At 65.9% G+C, this 23,712-nt stretch carries 20 protein-coding genes and 3 tRNA genes; 9 read left to right on the top strand and 14 right to left on the bottom strand.

All coding sequences use genetic code 11. The annotated features are described in order from the left end of the window. Nucleotides 1-101 precede the first annotated feature (101 nt). The 5 genes from dnaG to GNZ21_RS08250 all read left to right on the top strand — a co-directional run bounded on the left by dnaG (nucleotide 102) and on the right by GNZ21_RS08250 (nucleotide 3,141). Complete coding sequence (dnaG, locus tag GNZ21_RS08230; protein WP_157323188.1) at nucleotides 102-2,042, top strand: DNA primase; 1,941 nt, start codon at nucleotides 102-104, stop codon at nucleotides 2,040-2,042. Nucleotides 2,043-2,134: 92 nt separating this feature from the next. Next, nucleotides 2,135-2,207, top strand: a tRNA-Glu gene (locus GNZ21_RS08235). A gap of 88 nt (nucleotides 2,208-2,295) precedes the next feature. Beyond that, nucleotides 2,296-2,369, top strand: a tRNA-Asp gene (locus tag GNZ21_RS08240). A gap of 22 nt (nucleotides 2,370-2,391) precedes the next feature. Further along, nucleotides 2,392-2,464: transfer RNA gene (locus tag GNZ21_RS08245), tRNA-Phe, on the top strand. 227 nt (nucleotides 2,465-2,691) lie between these two features. Beyond that, nucleotides 2,692-3,141: a DUF4282 domain-containing protein gene (locus GNZ21_RS08250; RefSeq protein WP_157323190.1), complete on the top strand. Its 450-nt coding sequence runs from the start codon at nucleotides 2,692-2,694 to the stop codon at nucleotides 3,139-3,141. Between the two features lie 74 nt (nucleotides 3,142-3,215). On the opposite strand, the gene GNZ21_RS08255 is transcribed toward GNZ21_RS08250, so the two are convergent. Continuing rightward, the gene (locus tag GNZ21_RS08255; protein ID WP_188503631.1) at nucleotides 3,216-4,022 is read right to left on the bottom strand and encodes an exodeoxyribonuclease III; all 807 of its coding nucleotides are present in this window, start codon (nucleotides 4,020-4,022) and stop codon (nucleotides 3,216-3,218) included. 106 nt (nucleotides 4,023-4,128) lie between these two features. Further along, nucleotides 4,129-4,956: an ammonia-dependent NAD(+) synthetase gene (gene nadE / locus GNZ21_RS08260; RefSeq protein WP_157323194.1), complete on the bottom strand. Its 828-nt coding sequence runs from the start codon at nucleotides 4,954-4,956 to the stop codon at nucleotides 4,129-4,131. Between the two features lie 140 nt (nucleotides 4,957-5,096). Here nadE and pyrE point away from each other — a divergent pair, with 140 nt between their 5' ends. After that, nucleotides 5,097-5,684, top strand: a complete 588-nt coding sequence (gene pyrE, locus GNZ21_RS08265; protein WP_157323248.1) for an orotate phosphoribosyltransferase — start codon at nucleotides 5,097-5,099, stop codon at nucleotides 5,682-5,684. Nucleotides 5,685-5,747: 63 nt separating this feature from the next. On the opposite strand, the gene GNZ21_RS08270 is transcribed toward pyrE, so the two are convergent. Beyond that, entirely contained in the window at nucleotides 5,748-6,965 is a 1,218-nt protein-coding gene (locus tag GNZ21_RS08270) for a MalY/PatB family protein (RefSeq protein ID WP_157323196.1), read from the bottom strand. 96 nt (nucleotides 6,966-7,061) lie between these two features. On the opposite strand from GNZ21_RS08270, the gene GNZ21_RS08275 reads away from it, so the two are divergent. Next, on the top strand, nucleotides 7,062-7,427 hold the full coding sequence (locus GNZ21_RS08275; protein ID WP_157323198.1) for a metallopeptidase family protein: 366 nt from the start codon (nucleotides 7,062-7,064) through the stop codon (nucleotides 7,425-7,427). Nucleotides 7,428-7,497: 70 nt separating this feature from the next. Here GNZ21_RS08275 and GNZ21_RS08280 read toward each other — a convergent pair whose 3' ends face one another. The 5 genes from GNZ21_RS08280 to GNZ21_RS08300 all read right to left on the bottom strand — a co-directional run bounded on the left by GNZ21_RS08280 (nucleotide 7,498) and on the right by GNZ21_RS08300 (nucleotide 14,963). Next, entirely contained in the window at nucleotides 7,498-9,846 is a 2,349-nt protein-coding gene (locus GNZ21_RS08280; RefSeq protein ID WP_157323200.1) for a C40 family peptidase, read from the bottom strand. A gap of 579 nt (nucleotides 9,847-10,425) precedes the next feature. Continuing rightward, entirely contained in the window at nucleotides 10,426-11,463 is a 1,038-nt protein-coding gene (locus tag GNZ21_RS08285; protein ID WP_157323202.1) for a universal stress protein, read from the bottom strand. 63 nt (nucleotides 11,464-11,526) lie between these two features. After that, nucleotides 11,527-12,468, bottom strand: coding sequence for a glycerophosphodiester phosphodiesterase (locus GNZ21_RS08290; RefSeq protein ID WP_308805460.1), 942 nt, complete (start codon nucleotides 12,466-12,468; stop codon nucleotides 11,527-11,529). A 99-nt stretch (nucleotides 12,469-12,567) separates the two neighbouring features. Next, nucleotides 12,568-13,641: a hypothetical protein gene (locus GNZ21_RS08295; protein ID WP_157323204.1), complete on the bottom strand. Its 1,074-nt coding sequence runs from the start codon at nucleotides 13,639-13,641 to the stop codon at nucleotides 12,568-12,570. Nucleotides 13,642-13,658: 17 nt separating this feature from the next. Continuing rightward, nucleotides 13,659-14,963: an endonuclease/exonuclease/phosphatase family protein gene (locus GNZ21_RS08300; protein ID WP_157323206.1), complete on the bottom strand. Its 1,305-nt coding sequence runs from the start codon at nucleotides 14,961-14,963 to the stop codon at nucleotides 13,659-13,661. Nucleotides 14,964-15,106: 143 nt separating this feature from the next. On the opposite strand from GNZ21_RS08300, the gene GNZ21_RS08305 reads away from it, so the two are divergent. Next, nucleotides 15,107-17,233, top strand: coding sequence for a BCCT family transporter (locus GNZ21_RS08305; RefSeq protein ID WP_157323208.1), 2,127 nt, complete (start codon nucleotides 15,107-15,109; stop codon nucleotides 17,231-17,233). A gap of 99 nt (nucleotides 17,234-17,332) precedes the next feature. Here GNZ21_RS08305 and GNZ21_RS08310 read toward each other — a convergent pair whose 3' ends face one another. The 6 genes from GNZ21_RS08310 to GNZ21_RS08335 all read right to left on the bottom strand — a co-directional run bounded on the left by GNZ21_RS08310 (nucleotide 17,333) and on the right by GNZ21_RS08335 (nucleotide 23,106). Next, on the bottom strand, nucleotides 17,333-18,163 hold the full coding sequence (locus tag GNZ21_RS08310) for an aldo/keto reductase (RefSeq protein WP_157323210.1): 831 nt from the start codon (nucleotides 18,161-18,163) through the stop codon (nucleotides 17,333-17,335). A 183-nt stretch (nucleotides 18,164-18,346) separates the two neighbouring features. After that, nucleotides 18,347-19,129: a LytR/AlgR family response regulator transcription factor gene (locus GNZ21_RS08315; protein WP_188503632.1), complete on the bottom strand. Its 783-nt coding sequence runs from the start codon at nucleotides 19,127-19,129 to the stop codon at nucleotides 18,347-18,349. 63 nt (nucleotides 19,130-19,192) lie between these two features. Further along, a complete protein-coding gene (locus GNZ21_RS08320) occupies nucleotides 19,193-20,554 on the bottom strand; it encodes a histidine kinase (protein WP_188503633.1) in 1,362 nt (453 codons plus the stop codon). After that, nucleotides 20,544-22,241, bottom strand: a complete 1,698-nt coding sequence (locus tag GNZ21_RS08325; protein WP_157323214.1) for a sodium/solute symporter — start codon at nucleotides 22,239-22,241, stop codon at nucleotides 20,544-20,546. The genes GNZ21_RS08320 and GNZ21_RS08325 overlap by 11 nt, the downstream gene beginning before the upstream one ends. After that, the gene (locus tag GNZ21_RS08330; protein WP_198345995.1) at nucleotides 22,238-22,567 is read right to left on the bottom strand and encodes a DUF485 domain-containing protein; all 330 of its coding nucleotides are present in this window, start codon (nucleotides 22,565-22,567) and stop codon (nucleotides 22,238-22,240) included. Before GNZ21_RS08330 ends, GNZ21_RS08325 begins: the two co-directional genes overlap by 4 nt. A gap of 17 nt (nucleotides 22,568-22,584) precedes the next feature. Beyond that, nucleotides 22,585-23,106 carry a hypothetical protein gene (locus GNZ21_RS08335; RefSeq protein ID WP_229659488.1) on the bottom strand — a complete coding sequence of 174 codons (522 nt, stop codon included), beginning with the start codon at nucleotides 23,104-23,106 and terminating at the stop codon, nucleotides 22,585-22,587. A gap of 288 nt (nucleotides 23,107-23,394) precedes the next feature. Here GNZ21_RS08335 and GNZ21_RS08340 point away from each other — a divergent pair, with 288 nt between their 5' ends. Continuing rightward, nucleotides 23,395-23,709, top strand: a complete 315-nt coding sequence (locus GNZ21_RS08340; protein WP_157323216.1) for a DUF4212 domain-containing protein — start codon at nucleotides 23,395-23,397, stop codon at nucleotides 23,707-23,709. The last annotated feature ends 3 nt before the right edge of the window (nucleotides 23,710-23,712 follow it).

Raw genomic sequence — 23,712 nt, forward strand, 5'->3', positions numbered from 1 at the left:
AGCCCATCTCCTCGTGCTGGCGGTAGCCTGTAGGAGAGCGAGCTGGCCCAATCAGGGCCCGGCTCAGCGCGAAGCGGTGAGGTGGGAAGCGAGCACAGGTTATGGCAGGTCTGATCCGGCGCGAGGACATCGACGCAGTGCGCGAACGTGCCGATCTGCGTGAGGTGGTGGAGCAGTACGTCACTCTGAAGACGGCCGGGATCGGCAGCTTCAAAGGACTCTGCCCCTTCCACGAGGAACGCTCCCCCAGCTTCAACGTACGCCCCCGGGTGGGCACCTACCACTGCTTCGGCTGCGGTGAGTCCGGGGATGTGATCGCCTTCCTGATGGCCATGGAGCACACCAGCTTCGCCGAGACCGTGGAGAAGCTGGCCGCCCGCTACAGCATCGAGCTGCGCTATGAGGAGGGATCCGGGCCGGACAAGGCCGAGACCGGCCGGCGGCAGCGGCTGCTGGATGCTCATAAGATCGCCGATGAGTTCTTCCAGCGCTGCCTGAGCATCCCCGAGGCGCAGATCGCCCGGGACTTCCTCACCGGCCGCGGCTTCACCCGGGAGCATGCTGAGAGCTACGGGGTGGGCTACGCGCCCCAGGGCTGGGACCACCTGCTGGGCCATCTGCGCAATAAGGGGTTCCGGGAGGATGAGCTCAAACTCACCGGCCTGTTCTCTGAGGGCCGGCGCGGGATCTATGACAGGTTCCGCGGCCGGCTGCTCTGGCCGATCCGGGATATGACCGGCAATACGGTGGGTTTCGGCGGCCGGCGCCTCTATGAGGATGACCAGGGGCCCAAGTACTTGAACTCTCCGGAGACACCGATCTACAAGAAATCCCAGGTGCTCTACGGGATCGAGCACGCCAAGCGGAACATCGCCAAGAAGCGCCAGCTGGTGGTGGTGGAGGGTTATACCGATGTGATGGCCTGCCACCTGGCCGGGGTGGACACTGCGGTGGCCACCTGCGGCACAGCCTTCGGCGAGGGGCATATCAAGATTGCCCGTCGGCTGCTCTCCGATGACGGCAGCCCGGCCGAGGTGGTCTTCACCTTTGATGGCGATGAGGCGGGCCAGCAGGCCGCGGTCAAGGCGTTCAACGAGGCCCACCAGTTCAACGCCCAGACCTTCATCGCCGTGGGGCCTGAGGGGATGGATCCCTGCGATGTGCGCCAGCATCGCGGCGATGAGGCGGTGCGCGGGATCGTAGAGGCCAGGACCCCGCTGGTGGAGTTTGTGATCCGCCGGCGGCTGCGCGAATGGGACCTCGGCTCCATCGAGGGCCGGCTGGGTGCGCTGCGCGCCGCAGCGCCGGTGGTGGCCGAGATCCGCGACTCTTCGCTGCGCGAGGCCTATACCCGGGAGCTGGCCGGCTGGCTCGGCTCAGACATCCCGGAGGTCAGCGCTGCAGTGGCCGCGGCTGGCAAATCTGGCAGCAGCCGCAGCAGGCAGCAGAGTACGACGACGCCCCGGGCCGGCGCCCCTGCCCAGGCTCCCCCCGGTGCCGGCCCGGCAGACCAGAGCCGGGCGGGGCATGCCGGCGAGGCAGGCGGCGTCGTTCCTTCTGTGCAGTATCAGCGGCCGGACACCCGGGATCCGGCGGTGATGATGGAGCGGCAGGCGCTGGAGGTGGTGCTGCAGCATCCCACGCGGCTCAGTGCTGAGCAGTGGGAGGAGATCTTTGCGGTGCGGTTCACCGCCCCGGCGCATCAGGCAGTGCATGACGGGATCCGCATTGCCGCCGCCGAAGCCTCGGACCCGAAGCTGTGGGTGGAGTCAGTGCGGCAGGAGGTGCCAGAACCGCTGCGGGGCTTCGTCTCGGAGCTGGCGGTGACTGCGCTGCCGGCACGGACGGAGGAGCATCTGGACAGGTACTGCCAGGAGATCCTCAACCGGTTGGTGGAGCTGAAGATCCAGCACGAGAAAGCCAATCTGCTGGGGCAGCTTCAGCGGATGGAGCCGGCTGAGTCCCCGGAGGAGTTCCGCAGGCTGCAGTCTGAGCTGAAGGATCTGGAGCGCCGCCGCCGCGCCCTGCGCTCGGCGGACTGAACTGGCTAAGCAGAATTTGCCGCGGCCGCGGGGCAGCAACTACACTCTTACAGGTTCCCTAGCGGAATCTGTCTTCCCAGAACTGGGATCTGGCCCCCATCGTCTAGCGGCCTAGGACACCGCCCTTTCACGGCGGCGGCACGGGTTCGAATCCCGTTGGGGGTACAACTGGTCAGTCACTTGCGATTGGCTAGGAGAGGAAACCTCTGGTAAGGTTTCACATCGTGCCAAATGGCACGGACAACTTCATCAAGGCCCTGTGGCGCAGTTGGTTAGCGCGCCGCCCTGTCACGGCGGAGGTCGCGGGTTCAAGTCCCGTCAGGGTCGCAAACTCCGGTTTTGCTGTCCGGGCTCTGTAGCTCAGTTGGTAGAGCGTTCGACTGAAAATCGAAAGGTCACCGGATCGACGCCGGTCGGAGCCACGAAGCCGGAGTCACTGCTGAAGACCCCCGAAGAGATTCGGGGGTTTTCGCGTATCCGGCATCGATCCCATGGTCCACCGAGTCCTCATCGTCTACCGGCAGGTCTCTGGTCCTCCCACGTGTGTCTTCCCAAGCGGGCAGCAGCGAACCTTCGGTGTTCTTTCAGGAATCCTGAGGTAGGTTATGGAGGAAGAGTGAAAGGATCATTCCTACAGCAGGAGGAGAGCATGGCACAGCCGCCAAACGGAGACCCGAATCCTCAGTACGGGCAGCCGCCCCAGGACCCGTCCCAGCAGTACCAGCAGCCGCCCCAGGGCTACCCCCAGCCGGGCTACGGGGATCAGGGCCAGCACGGCTACCAGCAGCCGCCCCAGGGGCAGCCGCAGGCTCCCTCTGAGCCCAATGTGTTCAGTGCGCTCTTCAGCCCGGACTTCTCCGCACTGCAGGTGCACAAGTTCGCCAAAGCGTTCTTCTACCTCATTCTGGCTGTGGCGGCCATCTGGTGGCTGAGCAGCATCATCAGCGGCATCGTACTGGCCTCCAGCTACGGCAGCTTCGATGTGTGGAGTCTGCTCCGCCCGCTGCTCTTCGGCTGGGTGGTTCCGGCACTCACGGTGATCTTCGCCCGCTTGGGCCTGGAAGTGATCGTGCTGCTGTCCAAGAACGCAAAGGTCTGAGGCCTAACGGCACAGCATGGCCAAGGGGGTCTGACCAGCTGGTCAGGCCCCCTAGGTGTGTCCGCAGGTGGGTATCAGTCCGCCAGTTCTGCTACTACTGGAGCATGGTCTGAGGCGCCTTTGCCGCGGCGCTCGTCCTTATCCACATAGGCGGTCTGCACCCGCTGCGCCAGCGCAGCTGAGCCGAGCATGAAGTCAATACGCATGCCCTGCCGCTTTTGGAAGCGCAGGCTGGTGTAGTCCCAGTAGGTATAGATCCCGGGGTCCGGAGCATGCGGCCGAACGATGTCAGCGAAGCCTGCCTCGAGGAACTCGCCGAAGGCATCACGTTCAGGCTGGGTCACATGGGTCATCTGGTTCTTCTCAAAGAACTCGATGTCCCACACATCGGTGTCCAGCGGAGCAATGTTCCAGTCCCCGGCCAGCACAATCTGGGCTTCAGGGTCCTCCGCCAGCCAGTCTGCTGCCTGCTCCCGCAGCTGGCGCAGCCAGGCCAACTTATAGACCATATGTTCGTCCTCACGCGCCCGGCCGTTGGGCACATAGAGGCTCCAGATCCGCACTCCCGAGCAGGTGGCGCCGATGGCCCGCGCCTCCTGGACGGGGTCCTTGCCGTTCTTGCCGAAGGGCGGCTGGTTGGGGAAGGTGCGCTCCACATCCTTGAGCCCCACCCGGGAGACGATCGCAACCCCGTTCCACTGGTTGAACCCGAAGTGGGCGACGTCGTACCCGTTGTGCTCAAAAACCTCCCAGGGGAAGTTCTCGTCCTTGCACTTGGTCTCCTGAATAGCCAGAACGTCCACGTCCGACTTCTCCAGCCAGGCCTCAACCCGGTCAGCCCGGGCACGCAACGAGTTCACATTCCAGGTAGCGATCTTCACGCAAACAACGCTATCAGGCTCCCCACACCCAGTTGATCCGCCAAATCTCGCCGTCACGACGCCGTGAGGGCCGCCCAAAGCGCCATAATCCGGCGCAGCAGCGGCTCTAGCTGCTCTGCCACCAGTCATCGAGCAGGGTCACCGGCACAGTGCGCTTGTGCCGGGTGCGGAGGTAGTGCTGCTCCAGGCGTTCGGCGGCGTCGTCGTCGATGTCCCGGCCCTCCAGGTAGTCGTCGATCTGATCGTAGGTGATGCCCAACTCAGCCTCATCGAGCTGGCCCGGATTGTCATCCAGCAGATCCGCGGTGGGTGCCTTGGACCAGAGGCGCTCCTCGGCGCCCAGGTGCTTGAGGATCTGGCGGATCTGGCGCTTGTTCAGAGTGAAGTTCGGCAGGATATCCGCCCCGCCGTCGCCGAACTTGGTAAAGAACCCGGTGATCGACTCCGCACCGTGATCGGTGCCGACCACCAGTGCGCTGTTCTCGCCGGCCACCGCATACTGGGCCGTCATCCGAAGCCTGGCCTTCACATTGCCGCGGTGGTAATCCTGCAGCCTATTGCCGAAAGCCTCGTTGAACGCCACATCCACCCCGGTGACCGCCTTCTCGATGTTGAAGGTGTGAGTATGGTCAGGTCCGATGAACTCCAGGGCGCTCTGCGCATCAGCCTCGTCCTGCTGAATGCCATGCGGCAGCCGCATGGCGTGGAAACGGGCGTCGGTGCCCTCAGCCCGCAGCTTCTCTGCGGCCTTCTGGCAGAAATAGCCGGCCAGGGTGGAGTCCACCCCGCCTGAGATCCCCAGCACAAACCCCTTGGCCCCGGCATGCTTGGCATAGGAGGCCAGGAAGCTGCTGCGGCGCTCGACCTCCTCATCCACGTCGATCTGGGGTTTGACGCCCATCTCTTCAACAATCGTCTTCTGAAGCTCGCGCATCAGGACCTCGCTTCTCAACTCGTGCTCTGCCCGAGCCGGACCCTCCCTGACATGGCCAGGGGCCCAACTCGCTCTCCAGCCACTCTATCCAGTCATCTGTAACGGGCGAGTGAAAGGAGGCTGAGGATAAGCTGATGAGTATGACGTCCTACGCCTCAGCCCTCCTGGAACAGCACGACGACGCCGCCACCCGGCTTCGAGACCTCATCGACAGCCATGCCGTGGTCAGAGGAAGGGTCACCCTCTCCTCCGGGAAGGAAGCCGACTACTACGTGGACCTGCGCAGGGTCACTCTGCACCATGAAGCTGCGCCACTGGTGGGGCAGGTGATGCTGCGGATGCTGCAGGATGCCGGGATCAGCTTCGCCGCCGTCGGCGGCCTCACCATGGGAGCTGACCCGGTGGGCACCGCCATGCTGCACGCCGCGGCAGCCCAGGGCAAGCCCTTGGACGCGTTTGTGGTGCGCAAGGCCGCTAAATCCTACGGTATGGGCCGCCAGGTGGAAGGGCCCAGTGTGGCAGGACGGCCAGTGGTGGTCCTGGAGGACACCTCCACCACGGGAGGGTCCGCGCTGCAGGCGGTCGAGGGTGTGCGCGCGGCCGGCGGCGACGTGCAGGCCGTGGCCGTGATTGTCGACCGTGACACCGGGGCCAAGGAACGCATCGAAGCGGAGGCCGGGGTGCCCTGCTTCTACGCCTACTCCAAGACTGATCTCGGCCTGGCCTAGTTGGCCCGGGCGGGGTGAGGCGCGAGCGAAGCAAGCGCCGACTTCAATGCGTGAAGTCCGGCGTCAGCCGGACGAGAGGCGATCGGGACCTGAGCCCGCCGCCGGGACCAGCACAGCGCCGATGCGCTGGACAGCCTCGGTGAGAATGGCCTGGCTGGTGGCGAAGTTCAGGCGCGCGTGCTGCTCACCGCCGGTGCCGAAGGCATGCCCGCCGGTCAGGGCGACCTTCGCCTCCTGCAAAAGGTGCTTGGCGGGCCCCTGAATGGGCCGCTCCGCCCCACCGTTGGGGGCGTCGTCGTACCCGAACTCACTGAAGTCCAGCCAGCCGAAGTATGTGCCCTGCGGCACCGAATAGGACACCTGCGGGGCATGTTCGGCCAGCAGCTCGGTGAGCAGCATGCGGTTGGCGTCCAAACCCTGCAGCAACGCGTCCAACCAGGGCTCGCCCTCGGCAAAGGCCGCGGTCTGGGCCAATACACCGATATGACTGGCTCCCAGGGAGGCCTCAGGCGGCAGATCGGCCAGTTCTGAGGCGACCTCCTCACCGGCGATGAGCAGCCCGGCCTTGAACGCCGCCAGGCTCCAGCCCTTGGAGGCGGAGGTGACCGCGTAGCCGCGCGGATCCACCGTCAGGTAGGGGGTGAAATCAGTCTCGGCGTAGACCAGCGGCGCATGAATCTCATCGGAGATGACCCGGACCCCGTAGTCTGCGGCCAGCCGGGCCAGCTGCTCCAGCTCCTGGCGTGTGTGCACCGTCCCGGTGGGGTTATGGGGATTGGCCAGCAGGTAGGAGGCCTGGCCCCCGGCGGTGCGGAGGTTGAAGGACTCCTCAAGCATCTCGAAGTCCAGTCTGCCCTCGGCCCCCAGCGGTGCCTCCACCACACGGCGGCCGGCGGTGACCGGGTAGTTGAAGAACGGCGGGTAGACCGGGGATGAGACGATCACGGTGTCCCACAACTCACCGGCTAATCGCAGGGCCTCAATCACTCCGGTCATCACATCGCGGACCGGGCGGATCTGTTCGGCGCCCGGCTCCCACTCCCAGCGCCTGGCCGCGAAGTTCCGGAAGGCCTCGATATACGGCCCGGCGGAAGGGTAGCCGGCGTCGCCGAGCTCAATCGCCCGGTTCAGCGCCTGGGCAACAGGCGCCGCCAGCGGGGTGTCCATCTCGGCCACCCACAGCGGGAGCACCTCGTCGCCGAAGGCCCGCCATTTGAGGGACTGGCGGCGGCGGAGCGCCTCGAGGCTGAGAACTTCCAGTGGATTCTGCGTCTCTCCCATACACCGACCTTATCGAACCGGCCCGCGCCGCGCCTCATCCCAGCCTGCGGAGCACCGCCGGAATCCGGTGATCCATCAGCCCGTAGACTCTCTGCCATGGCCGTGGAGATGAGCGATGAGCAGTTCGACGCCGCTGTGACCGATGCCTTGGCGCTCATCCCCGACCGGTTGGCAGCCAAGATCGACAATGTCGCGGTCTTTGTGGAGGAGCGCTACCAGCCCGAGCCCTGGGAGGCCCCAGACACCGTGCTGCTGGGCCTGTATGAAGGGATACCGCTGACCGAGCGCGGCGCGGAGCCCTGGGCCATGCCGGACCGGATCACGTTGTACAAGGCCGCGATCCTGGACATCTGTGACACCGAGCAGGAGGTGGTGGAGCAGGTGACCGTCACTGTGGTCCATGAGGTCGCGCACTTCTTCGGCATCGACGACGCCACCCTGCACCGGCTCGGTTGGGGATAACGACGACGCCCTCGGCACCAGTGCTGGTTTCTGGTTGTGCCGAGGGCGTCGTGGTACTGAGTACTGAGTATCAGCCTACGCGGCGGACCTGACTGATGTTGTGCTGCTGGAAGACCGGCCGCACGCTCACCCCGGAGGAGGGGGAGCCGGCATCGGCGATCATCCCGCCGCCCAGGTAAATGGCCACGTGGTAGTTGCCCCAGAAGATCAGGTCGCCAGGCTGGCGATTAGCCCAGGAGACCTGGGTTCCCTGGGTGATCTGGGCGTAGGTGGTGCGGCCCAGGCTCACACCGGCGCTGGCGTAGGCAGCCTGCACGAAGCTCGAGCAGTCCCAGGCGTTGGGGCCGTTGCCGCCCAGCTGGTAGTAGTTGCCGGAGCGGTTGGCCTCGGCGCGGGCCCAGTTCACAGCGATCTGAGCTGCCCCGCTGCCGCCGGTGTTGCCCGCCGGCTGGCTTCCGCCGCTGGAGGAGGAGCCGGAGGAGCTTGACCCGGACGAGCTTGACCCGGACGAGCTCGACCCGGAGGAGCTTGACCCGGACGAGCTCGACCCGGAGGAGCTTCCGCCGGAGGAGCTGGAACCTGAGGAGCTGGAACCGCCCGATGAGCCGCTGGAGCTGCCGCCGGAGGAGCTGCTGCGCAGACCGCTCAGGTGGGTGGCCAGCTTGGAGGTGGACACGGTGCCGTCGCTGTTGAGCAGATCGGGCCGGTTGGCCGGGATCCACCGCCAGTAGTCTCCGCCGGAGCCGCCGCCGAACCTCGGGTCGATGTTGCTGCCCTCACTCAGCAGCCGCTGCAGCTCCCCGCTCAGATCGTCCCAGTGCGGGACCCGGTTCTGGGTAGGGGTGGGACTCGGGGTCGCAGTCCGAGTCGGAGATGAACTCGGAGTCGGCGTCGGGGTCCGGGTGGGGGACGGTGTGGCAGTGGGGCTCGGCGAGGAGCTGGCCGTCGGGCTCGGGCTGGGGGTCGGTGAGGCGCTGGCCGCAGCCTGAGCCGCTTGGTTCTCCAGGCGCGCGACCTCGCCCTCCACTACGGTCCAGCTCACGCTGCCGCTGCTGGTGGTGAACAGATCGTTGTTCAGAATCACCTGATAGTAGTCCTGGGCACCACCGGCAAAGTCGCTGTCCAGCTCGGCGGCCTCAGCCAGCAGAGCCTTCTGGTCCGAGCTCAGCGATCCGTAGCTGGCCGCCCCGGACTGGGTGGGGGTTGCCGAGGGGCTGGGGCTTGGCGAAGAGGTCGCAGTCTCGCTGGGGCTCGGGCTGGCGCTGGGGCTGGGGGCAGGTTCCTCGGCGCGGGAGTCCAGGTAGGTCACATGCGCTGCGAAGGCGTCCCAGTCCACGGCACCGCCGCTGGTGAGCTCCGCACTGTCGAGGACCAGCCGGTAGTAGTCGGCAGTTCCGCCGTCGAAGCCTTCCAGCTCAGCGCCCTGGGCCAGCAGCTCGCGCCGCTCGGCGCTGAGCGAGTCGAATGAGGTGACCTCAGACTCTTCGGACGATTCGGCTTCCCCTTCCGCTTCGTCCGAAGAGTCCTCGGTGGTCTGGTTGCTGGCCGAGGCTGTGGTCTGTTGGGTCTCGGCCGGGGTGCGCAGCTGGCTGATCCGGGTGGTGACGGCATCGCAGTCAATGCTGCCGTCCTCGCCGAAGTACCCGGTGCCGGTCTCGGAGACGTCCTCACGGTTGTAGAGCCACAGCAGGAAGTCGTCCAGTGAGCCCTCGAAGCCCTCTTCCTCCTGCAGGGTCTCAAGCAGTTCACAGGTCCGCTGGTCGGCTTCGCGGCGCTGCTGGAGGATCTGTGCCTCTTCGGCTCCGAGGTCGCCCAGGGAGGCGGCAGCCACTTCGTCCTGTGCGGCGGCGCGCTCCTCAGCCTCGCGCTGACGCTGCAGCGCCTCCGCGGCATCCTGCTCAGCCTGCTCATCGAGCTGCTGGTTGGTGGCGTCATCAGCCAGGGCATCACCCTCGCCCAGCAGGACATCGGCAGCGGAGGTCTCGGAATTCTGGTAATCGTCAGAGGCGTCAAGAGCAAGGGCCGCCTCGGCCTCGAGCTGGGCTCGCTCGGCCTCCTCGCGCAGCTCTGAGGCCTCCTCCAGTTCAGCGATGGCCAGGGACTGGTGCCGCATGAGCTCCAGCTCCAGCTCCTCGGCGCGATCTACAGCCTGGTCGATCCGGCCCAGGATGTCGATGATCATCTGGTCGCGTGCGTCAGCGGACTCAGCTGCGGTGGAGATCTCCTCCGCGGTGAGCGTCTCAGGCAGATCGGTTCGTACAAGAGTCTCGTCAGAGAGGTTCTGGCTGTCGCCCTGCTCCACGGCGGTGCCGTCGGAGGTGCGATCAGCGACCAGGTCGGGCAGAGTGGTCCCGATGAGCGCTGTAGTCACGATGGCGGCGGTGACGGCCGCCACCGCAAGATTGCGGCGGTGCTTCACAATTCTTCCTCACTTTTCCTCTTAGGACGCAGCGGTCACGCCAACGTAGGTCCCGTAGTAGGAGAGACCCTGCTGCGGCTCCGGCCTGGACACGGACGCTCACCTGGAGGTTTGAAGACCCCCGGGGCAAGCGACTGAGATGGGAAACGTGTCTGGATCGGAACCCTTCGCGGTGCTGCTGGCGTTCACGATAATTGCGAAAAGGTCACGGAGGCAATAGTCCCTCAGGTTTTCTGTGATGAAACTGTGAAGCCGAGATCCGCGTGATTCCGGGGAAGTATGGTCACAAAGCAGTATCTTTAAACCTTCAAGTAGGTTGAAGGTTAGCCCCGTACAACTTTGTCACAGGCTCTTCTGAGAAGGTTTCGCTCAGGGTGTCGCAGCGATTTTCCCTGCCGGATCTGGTATGCACCAGACCACCGTATGAGCTGCAAGCGCAGCGGGCAGCGACTCTAATGCGTGAAGGCCGCGGTCACGCGGCCGAGAGCGGCGGCGACGGGAACCGTGACGTCAGGGACCCGTGTAGCTGTGCAGCAGCTGTGCGGGCCACGTCATGGCGTGCGGCGCCGCGGGACAGACTCAGAGCACTGGGCCGAACTCAGGGCGGTTCTCGATACGCTCGTCCTCGCCCTCGGGGACCACCATCAGCGGTCCCTCGGCGTGCTGCAGCACGCCCTGGGATGTGGAGCCCAGCAGCATACCTGCGAAGCCGCCGCGCCCCCGGGTGCCTAAAACGGTCAGCTGAGCACTGCGCGTCTCGGCGACCAGCACATCGACCGCCGTGCCGTCGATGACCTCAGCATCAATCTCCAGGTCCGGGAAATGGCTGTTGAGCCAGAGCCGGCCGGCATTGAGCTTCTCCTGAAGCTCGGCCAGCGCATCAGTGTCCTCGATGTGGGTGGGGATCCACACCAGCGTCGCACCCAGCGGAGGCAGGGCACACACCAGCCTGAGCTTGGTGCCGCGCTCGGCAGCCTCCTGGGCGGCGGTCAGGGCGGCCACACGGCCGTAGTCAGACCCGTCCACTCCGGCCACCACAGGTCTTCTGTCCCGGGTGCGGATGGGCTTAGCGCCCTCTTCAATCAGAGAGGCCGGGGCCGGCGCGCCCGGCTGATCGGCACTGGAGACGATCGGAATCGCACCGGTGGCCGTAGTCACGGCGTTCTCCTCCTTGGAAGAGAACTTCAGGGGCACCAGCACAGTGGGACATTTGGCATGGGCAGGCAGGGCTGAGGAGACGGAGCCGAGCAGTCGGCCGAAGAAGCCTCCCCTGCCGCGGGAGCCCACCACCAGCACCTCAGCAGACTCTGAGTACTCCAGCAGCACCGCGGTCGGGTCCCCGGACTCGATTCGGTAGGTCACCTCTCCGGGGTAGTCGCGCAGAAACTGCTTTGCCTCCTCCATGACTTTCTCCGCACCAGCGCGCAGGGAGGAGTCATCCATCATGGCGTAACCGCCGTCCATCGAGGAGGCCGCGAAAGCGGGGATGGAATAGGCAGTCACCACGGTGAGGCCGAGCTCGCGGCGGTGTGCCTCAGCAGCAGCCCAGTGGGCGGCGCGCAGGGACTGTTCGGAGCCGTCTACTCCGACGACGACGCCGGTGCTTTCGGGGATCATGGCAGACCTCCTGGGATGTGGTGTTCCGACATCCTACCGATCACACCGGCGCTGCGCGAGGATTCAGCGGCTCAGGTGCTGGACCAGGCGGCCCGGGTGATTAGTGGTGAGCTCCTGGACGCCGAGATCCACCATCAGATCCGCATCCGCCAGAGTGTCCACAGTCCATACCCGCAGCCGCGAGCCGCGGGCTATCCATGCCTTGAGCTCCGCCCGGTGTTGCCGGGCGTAGCTGATGCCCGGACCGGCCATCCCCACCTGCCGGTTCCACACCAGTGCCTCCGATTCCTTCACGGCACGCCGCATCACTGCACCGACCAGTGGCCGCACGGCTGCGGAGAAACGCAGCCGCGCCAACCGGGCGCTGATATCGGCTTCCTCCACCCGGGCAAAGAGAGCGCAGAGCTTGTCTGTGGGCACCAGCTCGCTCAGGTACCGCAATGAGGCGGGGTCAAAGCTCATGAAGCTCACCCGCACAGTGTGGTCCCCCACTTCGATCCGTGAGGTTTCTGGGTCCCAGCCGGCAGCCAGCAGCACTTTCAGCGTCCGGTCCTCCAGCGCATGACCATAGGGGGAAGGATGCTTGAGCTCGATGGCCAGCCGAACATCCCGGCCGGCAGCGCAGACCAACTCGAGTACATCCTGCAGAGTCATCAGCTGCTGCGCCCTGGTCCCGTAGCAGGCCGGCAGTCGCGGCGTCTTCCAGCTGGAGACGTCCAGACGACGCAGCTGGGCCAAGGTGGTATCCGCCGCCGCACCAGTGCCATCTGTGGTGCGTTCCAAGGTGGCGTCATGAAAGCAGACCAGCTCCCCATCGCGGGTCAGGTGCAGATCAATCTCCAATCCCTCCGCACCATCCTCCAGGGCACGCAGATAGGCCGCTCGAGTGTGCTCAGGGAAGAGTGCTGAGGCGCCGCGGTGGGCGAAGACCCTTGCCCGGCGTCGTCGTGGGATGGCGGCTGAGTCCTCGAGGTCCTCAGGTACCGGCTGCAGACTGATGATCACGGTCCACAGACTAGGTTCCCGGGACCAACCGGCGACTGCCCGGAGGCCGAATGTCAGCCCAACTCTGCGTGAATAGTCGATGAACCGCGCTGATCCGGTTCAGTTCTTGGTGAACTCCCCCGGCAGCACGCTGACTTCCTGAACCTTCTGAGCTTTGCGGATAGCCTTAGCGTCTTTGCGGGAGCTCTTGGAAGCTGTTCTGAGCTGTTTCTTCTTCACCCGGCGCTCTTTGCGGTCCGCGCGGAGCTTCTCCCGCTCCAGGCCGCGCTGGAAATCCTCCACCAGGGCCCTGGGTGTCTGCTCCGGCAGCTCCCCGAAGGTGCTGTGAGCGGTGGAAGTGATCTGTTTGGCCAGCGCCCGGTTACCCACTCCTCCGATGACCGCGCCGATGCCGTAGGGCACTGCTCGGGCGAACATCGAGGTGCCCTGCCGGATGAAGAAGCGGCGCACGAACTGCTTCTTCAGTTGATTGGTGATGAGATTGGCCATCGTGGAGGACCCGGCAGAGTTCACAGCCAGGGAACTCATCGGCACAATGGACCCGACTGGTCCGGGGCCGCGGCCGTCAGCCTGAGCAGAGAGCTCCCCCAACAGCCTGCGGCCCTCATCGCCGAGCATAATGCCCATCACCAACAGTTTGGCCCGCTGCGGATCCTCGGTGCTGATGCCGGAGAGCTCCGCCATGGACTGGGCATACAGGGCGCAGAGCTCCAAGAAGCTCCCCGTGGCCAACACGGACAGCCCCATCGAGGTGACAGTGCCGACCCTGGGAACCGCGGAGGTGGCGCCGATCAGCGCCCCGCCGCCAGTCATGGAGCGTTTGAACTCCTTGTCCAGCTGCATAGCCAGCTGGCGGTTGGTGAGAGTGGGGTGGGCTTTGCGCAGTCTGCGCAGATTAGCCAGCACCAGGGGGCGCTGCACAGTGACTGCGCGGGTCAGCCAGGTCTCGGCGCTGGGTGTGAGGGAGCCGTCCTCGTTGAACGCCTGGCGGGAGACAAGAGAGATGGACTTTGCGGCCAGAAACCCGGTGGCCGCACCCCGGAACAGCGGTTTGGAGGCCTTTCGGGCCGCCTGCTTCTCCTGTTTCCGGCGCAGCCGCTGCTCATTGCGGGGCAGCTGCGGCACGGGTGCCTGACGGCCTCCGGAGAAGGGCACAAGATTTGCTGAAGCCATACTCCGAGTCTAGAGTCTCAGCCGCCTAGAGTCAGATCCACCCAGACCAGGCGGTCCGTCAGCGCATAGGCGCCTTCAGGGTTCACCACCTGGTAGCCGAGCTCGCCCTCCCCGGGCCAGAAGACGCCAGAGTTGTTCACCTGCAAAGAGGTGGAGGGCAGCACATAGGAGGCGCGGAGGTCCCGGTCCCCCGGTACGTACCGGGTGGCCAGCGGGTCAGTGTGCCATACGGAGCCGGGTCGGTCGGAGAGCGGGCGCTCGGTCACCGCCTCAGGCTGGGGGTCCTGGAGCACCGCAGAGTCCAGCAGCACATCGAGGTTCTCGGAGCCGGTCTTGGCGGCGGGAACTCCGGCGACCACATAGTGGGCGGCCGTCTGGCCTGCGGCAGTCTCACCCTCATCGTCATAGAGGTACCAGGCCTGGCCGGACACATAGTCTGAGATCACCTGCCGGAGGTCATCGCCCCGGGCAGTATCCTCGGCCCCGTTCTGATCGGTGACGGCAGTGGTCACCAGGTTGACTCGGTGACCCTCCACCTCCACGGGAACATCCCAGAGTGTCGTCTCGCTGAGACGCAGCACGGAGGCTTCAAGATCGGAGTAGCCCTGCGGCATCCCGGCCTCAGGGACATCGCTCCAGAGGAACTGTTGGAAGGTCCGCACCTCATCCTCCACGATGGGGTGTTTGGAGAAGATCACGGTGCCGTACTGACCCGGATACTCCCCGTAGCCCACCGCATCCCCAGGTCCGCCAATGCTGCCGTCGCCGTCGAGGTCCACACCGGACTCTCGGCCGGAGTTAGTCGGTGCAGTAAAAACATAGGGGTAGTCCAGACCTGCTGCACTGTATTGGCCGGAGGCCAGGTATCCGCTGAGCTGCTCGGCGATCTGCTGGTCCTCGTCATAGCTGACCCCGGTGAGAATGAGCACATCGGGTTCGTTGAGCTGCGCGGTCTGCGCCACAGCCCTGGCCTGGCTGTGGTTTCCGGTGGCCAAGCTGTTCACCAGGCTCTGCACGGGGGCCTCGGCATCAGGGTCTGCGGTGATGCCGGCGTGCAGTGTGGCCACGCGCAGATCACCCTTTTCCTTGGTGACTACTGAGGTGGCGGCGTCGTCCTGGTCGCCATTGGCCTCCTGGCTGGGCTGGCCGGGCGCAGGGTACAGAGGCGAGGGGATCGCACCAGCGACCCCCTCAGCAGTACCGGACTGCGCGGGCGGAACGGCGGCAAGAGAGAGGCATGCAGCCAGAAGCACTGCAGCGGCGGGGCGCAGCGCCTCCCTCTTCCTTATTCGGCGCGCAGGCATATCAGAGCCTGTGGGCATGGGTTCCACCGTAACCCGTCTGGGGCGGGAGGCCAACCCCGGAGGGGTCTCTACACAAAACAGTTATCAACGTGTAATCGGAGCTGAATTGTATAGAGTAGCTGGGTAAAGAGATACACAACTCGCAATTGAGGAGGATCTTCATGGCTTCACAGCCAGAAGGGGAAAAGTTGCGCGACTGGTCCTTATCGGACGTGGTACGCGGACTGAATCTGTGGGTTTTCATTCCCTCAGTCATCATTATTCTGGGCGCCCTGGCCTTCGCCACCTGGTGGGGAAACGAGCACGGCGCTGAGGCTTTCGAGACCCTGAACAGCACCATCGTGAACGGTGTGGGCTGGTGGTACGTGGTGCTGTGCACCGGCTTTGTGATCTTCGCCCTGTGGGCCGGGCTCTCCAAAGTGGGCAATATCCGGCTGGGCCGTGACGATGAGAAGCCGGAGTTCGCACTGGGCTCCTGGTTCTGCATGCTCTTCGCAGCCGGTATGGGCATCGGCCTGGTCTTCTGGGGCGTGGCCGAGCCCCTGTGGCACATGATCGCACCCCCGGAGATCTCCGGGGAGGCCGGTGTTGACGCGGACGGCAATATCATCGCGGCCACCGAGTCCGCCGTGGCCGGCACTGCCGTAGGGCAGTCCCTGTTCCACTGGGGCCTGCACGCGTGGGCCATCTACGTTGTGATTGGCCTGGGTCTGGCCTATATGACCTTCCGCCGGGGCCGCCCGCTGGCCATCCGCTGGCTGCTGGAGCCGATCTTCGGGCGCAAGCTCATCGAGTCCTGGGTGGGCCACGTCATCGACGTGATCGCCATTGTCGGCACCGTCTTCGGTGTGGTGACCTCCCTGGGCATCGGTGCGCAGCAGATCGCAGCCGGCATGGGCTTCATGGAATGGGTCGATGACCCCACCTCGGAGCCGCTGCTGACCGGACTGGTGGTCGTGATCATGATCATCGCCACGATCTCAGTGATCACCGGCGTGCACAAGGGCCTGAAATGGTTGTCCAACTTCAACCTGATCGCCGCCGCTGTGCTGGCACTGTTCGTGCTCTTCGCCGGCCCCACCCTCTTCCTGCTGCAGTCGCTGATCTCCAACGCCGGTGAGTACGCGCTGGCCTTCCCGCAGCTGATGTTCGAGACCAACGCCGACTATGCTGCCGGTGCCGGCGGTGAGGACGGGGGCCTGCTGGGCGGAGCTTGGTCTGCTGACTGGACTATCTACTACTGGGGCTGGTGGATGAGCTGGGCGCCGTTCGTGGGCATGTTCATCGCCCGCATCTCTCGCGGCCGCACCATCCGTGAGTTCGTGCTCGGCGTGCTGCTGGCTCCCACCGCTGTGGGCATCATCTGGTTCTCCATCTTCGGCTCCTCCGGCATCTACTACCAGTTGACCGAGGGAACCATGCTGGTCGATGACGGTGAGGGCGGCGAGACCGTGGGCACCGAGGCCTCGTTGTTCCAGCTGCTGGATCACCTGCCGCTGGCCTCGATCACCGCAGTGCTGGCGATCATCGTGATCACCATCTTCTTCATCACTTCAGGCGACTCCGGCTCCCTGGTCACCGATGTGCTCGCCTACGGCGGGCGCACTGAGACTCCCAAGCTGACCCGGGTGTTCTGGACCGCGCTGATCGCCCTTGCCGCCATTGTGCTGCTGGCCGCCGGTGATGATCCGGACTCCTCGCTGCGTGTGCTGCAGGTGGCAGCGATCGCATCGGCCGCGCCGTTCTCAATTGTGATGGCGCTGGCGGTGATCGCGCAGGTGCGCCTGTTCCTCTACGAGGGTCGCACCACTCCGCGCTATGTGCGGGTGCGCCGCCATGCCACGAAGGCCGCGGTTGTGGAGACCGCGCGCCAGCAGACCGGCGCTGAGGAGGGTCCGGCAGTGCAGAAGACTGTGCTGGAGATCCTCAATAGGCAGACCAAGACGCTGCGCGCTATGTTCGGCGCCACCTCGGCCACCCTGTCCGGTCTGCCCCCCACCAGCGGTGCGGGCAGTGCCGAGTCCCGGGGTACGGCCAACAACGATCTGGTGCTGGCCATCCAGGACATTCCGGCCGCGGCCACCTACGTCAACCCGGACAGCGGTGTGCTGGGCTGGGATCAGTCCGCGGCGTATCAGGACCCGGTACGCGATGAGGTCTTCGCCACTCCTGAGTACTCAGAGTCTTACTCCGGCTGGGAGCAGGAGGCGGAGGAGTACTTCGATGAGACGGTCGCCACCGGAACCATTCCGGTAGTGGACCTGGAGGACAACGACGACGCCAAGTAGCGTCATCTGCCCCTAGGTACGAGGGGAGGCCCGTGCGGATCAGCTCCGGACGGGCCTCCCTTCGTCTATCTGCGCCTGGGGCGTGCCCGCCCCCCGGGACTAGCTCGGGTTGAAGGTGGCGGGGTCCATACCGGTCCGCTCGCCCCGGTCCAGAGCGTCGATAGCCTCCAGCTCGGCATCAGTGAGCTCGAATCCGAAGACATCGAAGTTCTCCTCGATCCGGGCCGGGGTCACCGACTTGGGGAACAGGATCCGGCCGCGCTGCAGGTGCCAGCGGATGATTACCTGAGCCACGGTGACCCCGTGGGCTCCGGCGGCGTCGACGATGGGCTGATCACCGAAGACCGCACCCTGAGCCAGTGGGCTCCAGGCCTGGGTGGCGATGCCGTACTTGGTGTTCGCGGCCTGGATGTCCCGCTGCTGCAGAGCCGGGTGAACCTCCACCTGGTTGACCGCCGGGATCACCGAGCCCGCCTCGGCCACCTTGTCCAGGTGCTCGGGCAGGAAGTTGGAGACGCCGATGGAACGAGTCTTACCCTCAGCCTGCAGCTCCTCCATGGCCTGCCAAGCCTCCAGGTACTTCTCATCGGCCGGGGCCGGCCAGTGGATCAGGTAGAGGTCCACCGCGTCCAGACCCAACTTGGCCAGTGAGGTCTCCAGGGCCTGCTTGGTAGCGCCCTTCTTGAAGTCTGAGACCCAGAGCTTGGTGGTCACGTACAGCTCGTCCCGAGGTATGCCGGAGGCGGCAATCGCTGCGCCCACACCCTCCTCGTTTCGGTAGACCGCAGCAGTGTCGATATGCCGGTAGCCGGTCTGCAGAGCTTTGGTGACCACATCCTCGGCCTGTTCGGCGGGCACCTGCCACACCCCGAATCCCAGCTGCGGGATCGTGGTGCCGTCGTTGAGTTCAACGGTAGGTACTGCTGTCATGTGTGAAGTCCTTCCAGGGCGGATACGTTCCGAACGTGCAAACCTTATCCGCAGTGAGATTCATTCCGCTGCGGTCATCTGCTAGGCAATACTCCCAGGCGTCGTTGCAGAATCGGGCCGTTTCATCCCTGAAGTGCAACGCAGGCTGGGAGTCCGGAAGACAATGTGCTCTCAGGGCAGAGCTCAGACGCCGAGGCGGCGGCGCAGCTCCCTGGCGTGGCGGCGGGACACCTCCACCCGCGAGCGCTGCCGGTCATTCATCACCAGGGCCAGGTGACCGCGGAAATCGGGCACCAGCTCGCGGACGTAGCGCAGATTGACCAGATAGGAGCGGTGCACCCGGCAGAAGTGCCCGTGCAGCCGGCGCTCCAGCTCATTGAGCGAGAAGCTGACCAGTACTTTGTCATCGGCCAGCTTCAGCGAGGAGTATCCGCGGGCAGCTGCGGCATAGACGATGGCATCGCCCTCGATGAGCACGGTGCGCCCGTCACGCTGCACCGGAATGCGAACCAGCCGGTCCTGCGGCTCAGGCCGGCTGCTGCTGGCATCCTGCGGGGCGGCGTCCTCCTCCTTGCTGGTCTCCTGAGCGGCCGCACCGGAGGCCAGTGCCCGCTCCACGGCCCGGGCCAGCCGCTCGGCGTCGAAAGGTTTCACCAGATAGTCAGCAGCGGCCAGGTCGAAGGCTTCCACAGCGTGGTCCGGGTAGGCGGTGGTGAAGATGACCTTGGGCTGGCGGGGCAGCTCGCGCAGCTGCTCGGCCACCTGCAGGCCGGTCAGCCCGGGCATCCGGATGTCCAGGAACACCAGGTCGTAGTCCAGGGAGCGCAGCAAGACCAGGGCCTCCTCGCCGTTGGTGGCCTCGCCCACCACCTGGACCTCAGTGCTGGGGGCGGCCTCCTCCAGCAGATAGCGCAGCTCCTCCCGGGCGGGGGCTTCGTCATCTACAATCAGGGCGCGCGGACTCACACTCGAAAGTATACGTAGCCCCCTGAGGCGCAAAGTTCGCGGCGACCCGGCCGCGGGAGAGGCTCAGCGCAGCGGTATTTTCAGTTCAACAACGGTGCCGCCGGATCTGGGTGTGGAGATGGAGAGGTCGTAGCGGTCGCCGAAGAGCTGATCCAGCCGCTCAGAGATGTTCTTCAGCCCCACTCCGGCATGCCCGCCTGAGCCGTCGGGCCCGGTCAGCACTGCATCAGTGGAATCACCGACGACGCCGCGGCCTTCGGTGAGTGCGGCCAGCACCTCAGGATCCATTCCCACCCCGTCATCGGAGACCCGGATGGAGGTGGTGCGGGTCAGCGGGTCCACCCGGGCGCGCAGCCGCACTGTGCCACCCTCCTTCTTCGGTGCGATCCCGTGCTTGACAGCGTTCTCCACCAGCGGCTGGATGGTCAGCACCGGCACCCGGGAGGTCAGCACCTGCGGGTCGATGTCATAGCGGACCTCCAGACGGGAACCGAACCGGGCCTGTTCCAGGGAGAGGTAGGTGCGCACAAAGAAGTACTCCTGAGCGAACTCGGCGAAGTGGCCCTCCTGCCTGACCGCGTAGCGGAAGAACTCGGAGAGCCGCAGCAGCAGCTCCCGGGCCTCCTCCGGGCGGGTGCGGGCCTTAGAGGCGATGGTGTTAAGGATGTTGAACAGAAAGTGCGGGTTGATCTGGGCGCGCAGGGCATCCAGCCGGGCGCTGGCGGCCAGCTGTTTCTCACGGTCCAGCTCGGCCAGCTCCAGGTGCAGGCTGAGCATATTGGCCATGTCCTCCACCAGCTGCTTGGGCGGTATCCGGGTGGTGGCCTGGTAGACCCCCACGGTCCCGATCACTCGCTGACCGATCCGCAATGGGGCGATCACTGCGGAGATCACCTCGCAATCGGGCTCCCGGCAGCCCACTGAGGCCTTGTCCCGGACCACTACGGTCCGGCCCTTGCGCACGGCCCGCGGAGCAGCGGAAGTCTGCATGGCACCGCCGGGGAGGTGATGGTCCTCCCCCGGGCCGATATAGGCCAGGATCTCCTCGGTGTCGGTGATGGAGACGGCGTCTCCGGAGAGCATGGGACGCAGCAGCTCGCAGGTCCGCCGGGCGGCGTCCTGAGTGAGTCCGGAGCGCAGGGGGATGGAGCGCACTGCCAGGTCCCGCACTCCGCGCTCGGGCAGATCCCGGCGGCTGTGGGTCTCTGCGGCGTTGGTTCCGCGCCGGCTGGGGCGCAGGCCGCGCGCCCCCCGGGGGCCGCGCAGCGCAGAGGGGTAGCCGAGCACCACTGCCACGGTGAGCAGCACGCCGATACCCACGGTGGGCAGCACCGGCAGGGCCGGGGTGACCAGTACCTGAGTGACTCCATACACCAGGGTCCAGATGCTCAGCACTGCTGCGGCCAGGATGAGGCTACCGCGCACGCCGTTCCTCCTTTCTGCGCCGCCGCTCTCGCATAGTGAGCGCGGCCATCCGCTCTGCGTGCCGATCCGCGGCGGTGCCGTGCATGATCAGCCAATCGGCCTCCACCTCCGCAGGCGGCTGAGTGCGCAGTGAGACGGCGATGGTCAGGAGGAAGGCCAGTGGGGCCGCCACCAGTGTGGGGGCGGCGAAGAGCTCGCGCAGTGCGCCGGGCTCCATGAAGCTGGCGATCAGGAACATGGCGATGGCGGTCACCGACCCGCTGGCCAGGCCTGCCACCGCCCCGGCGGCAGTGGTGCGCCGCCACCAGATGGCCAGCACCACCACGGGGGTCAGAGCCGAACCGGCGATCGCGAAGGCCCAGGTGACCATGGTGGCCACCAGGGAGGGCATGGCCGGGGTGAAGGCATCGGGGCGCAGCAGGATGGCCAGAGCTGCGGCGATGCTGGCGGCGATCAGGGTGGATGCCCGGCCTACCCAGACGGCCTGGCGCTGGGTGGCCCGCGGGTTGATATGGCGTTCGTAGACATCGTGGCCCCAAGTGGCCGCCGAGGCCAGCAGCAGTCCGGCCACAGTGGACATCGCCGCGATCAGGGCGGCGGCAGCGATCAGTCCTAGTCCGGCCTCGTCCCCGTAGATCCGGCCCAGCACCGGCAGCGCGTGCTCGGGAACCCGGAGCACCCCCTCCACCGTGAGCTCCGCCAGCCAGGCATGCTCCCGGGCCGCGGCCGGGATGATGTCCCGGGCGGCAGTGCCCATCATCACCGCCAGGGCGTAGAACATCCCGATCAGCAGCAGCACCCAGACTGTGGTGGTGCGGGCGGCCCGCCCGGTGGGGGCGGTGAAGTAGCGGTTCATCACATGCGGCAGACCGGCGGTGCCCAGCCCCAAAGTCACCACCAGGGCCACCTGGCCCAGCTGCCCGTAGCGGGCACCGGGCTGGCCGAACACGGCCTCCTCCCCCGGGCTGATGGCGTTGTGCTCCTGGGTCAACTGCCACTGATCACCATCCGGGGCAGGGTTGACCAGGGGTTCCTGGCTCAGGGTCTCCACCGCCTCCCCGTAGCGGAAGCCGTCGGCGCTGACGGTGGCCGCCAACCAGACCAGTGCGCCGAAGAGCAGCAGGAACTGCACCGCCTGGTTCCAGGTGGTGCCGCGCATTCCCCCGGAGGCGACCACCACGGCGATCACCGCGGTGGAGAGCAGCACCCCGGTGGAGTAGGGGCTGAGCCCGAAGAGCCCGTGGCCCACCAGCAGCTCCCAGGTGATGCCCCCGCCCACCGATTGGGGAATCAGGTAGCAGAGGATCACCAGCTGAACCACGCCCACCGAATGCAGCCGCACCGCCTCCGAGCGCAGCCGCCGGCCCAGGAAGTCGGCCAGCGAGAACTCTCCGTAGCGGCGCAGCGGGGCGGCCACCAGCAGAAGCACCGGCACGAACCCGGCGGCGAAGCCCACCGCGTACCAGGCGCCGTCCAGCCCGGAGACGTAGACCGCAGCGGCCACCCCCAGGAACGACGCCGCGGAGAGGTAGTCTCCGCAGATCGCCCAGGAGTTGGTAGCCACCCCAACCCGCTGTCCGGCCAGATAGAAGTCCACTGTGGAGGAGTGCCGGGGCCGGGTGAGCACGCTGACTCCCAGCACGATCACCAGCACAGCAGCCAGAGTGATGATGGCAGTGGTGGTCATTCGTCCGTCTCCTGGGAGCCGAGCATGCGCTGCTCGACGCTGGAGCTCAGGGTGGCTGCGGCGATCCCGATGCCGGCGAAGACTGCGTAGAGGCCCACGGCCACGGTGAGGAATCCGGGGCTCAGGCTGCCGATGAGCCGGGAGTCCAGCCACCAGTCCAGGGTCAGGGAGAGTACCGGAAAGGCGGCGACCACCACCAGGAACACGGCGAAGTAGGTGAACGCTATCCGGCGCAGGGTGCGGAAGGCGGCGTCGACCTCTGCGGGGGTATCGCGGATCTCGCCCTCATGCTGCGGGACGGGGCCTGTCAGATCGCCGGGGGTCACATCTCTAGGCTACGTCTCTACTGCACGGGCCAGCTGCGGTACATGGTCCAGGATGCTTTGAGCAGGAAGACTGCGCCGCCGCCTGCCAGCACCAGACCCATCCCGGGGAGGAACCCGCCCCAGGCGTCCAGCTGGATGGAGTGGACCACGATGTTCCAACACTGCAGGGCGACGATGCCGGCCACCAGCAGACCCGGGATCGCGGCATGGGCAATTGCCAGCCTGCGCCGGGGAACGAAGGCGCCGGCGAAGGCCAGGCAGCCTACGGCAAGGGTCAGCACCCCGGGCCCGTCAGTGCCGCGCAGATGGAAGGGCTCTCCGGTGAGCTCCTCGATCCAGGGCAGGGTCACCCAGGGAAGGAAGGCGGAGATGATCATGGCCATTCCGCCGATCATCATCGGCCAGCTGCCCATGTGGAAGACGCCCCAGCCGTGCTTGCGCCCCTCCTTCAGGCGGGCGAAGACCCCGGCCAGGCCCTTCTGCTCCACGGACTTCGGCCCGGCAGTGCGCTCGGCCTCGGCGGGTGCAGTGGTACTCATGGAGTGAATCCTACGGTGAGGTGGGTCACAGAATCCAGGCGGTGGGGCGTCGTCGTGCTCAATGGCGGGAATCAGTGCCGCCAGCGGTCAGAATCCCCTCATGTGCGGTATATCACTCCCGTTTGACCGTTCGCAGTGCCAGATCGACCACTCGCCAACCCAGACCCGCCTTCTGCCTCGATTCGCTTGTGAGGCGGGTCACATCGCGATTGTCTTGTCCCAGGCGTCTGTGCATCCGCGCGCAGACGCGTGATCGCCCAAGTAGATAACAGAGCAAAGGAGTCACACATGTCCGATGTGACACACGAGGGCTCTTCCGGCACGGCGCCGCCAGCGGATAACAGCTGGCGCCAGCGCTACTGGAAGAAGAACGTGCGGCTGATGGTGGTGCTGCTGGCCATCTGGTTCACCGTCTCGTTCGGGTTCGGGATCATTCTCATCGAACCGCTGAACAACATTGAGATCCTCGGGTTCCCGCTGGGCCTGTGGTTCGCCCAGCAGGGCTCCATCTACACCTTCGTGGTGCTGATCCTGGTCTATGCCCTGTGGATGGACCGGATCGACAAAGAGTTCGGGGTCGATGAGCCCAAAGGGAAGGGATGATCG

This window comes from Nesterenkonia alkaliphila (assembly GCF_009758175.1).
GTDB lineage: Bacteria > Actinomycetota > Actinomycetes > Actinomycetales > Micrococcaceae > Nesterenkonia > Nesterenkonia alkaliphila.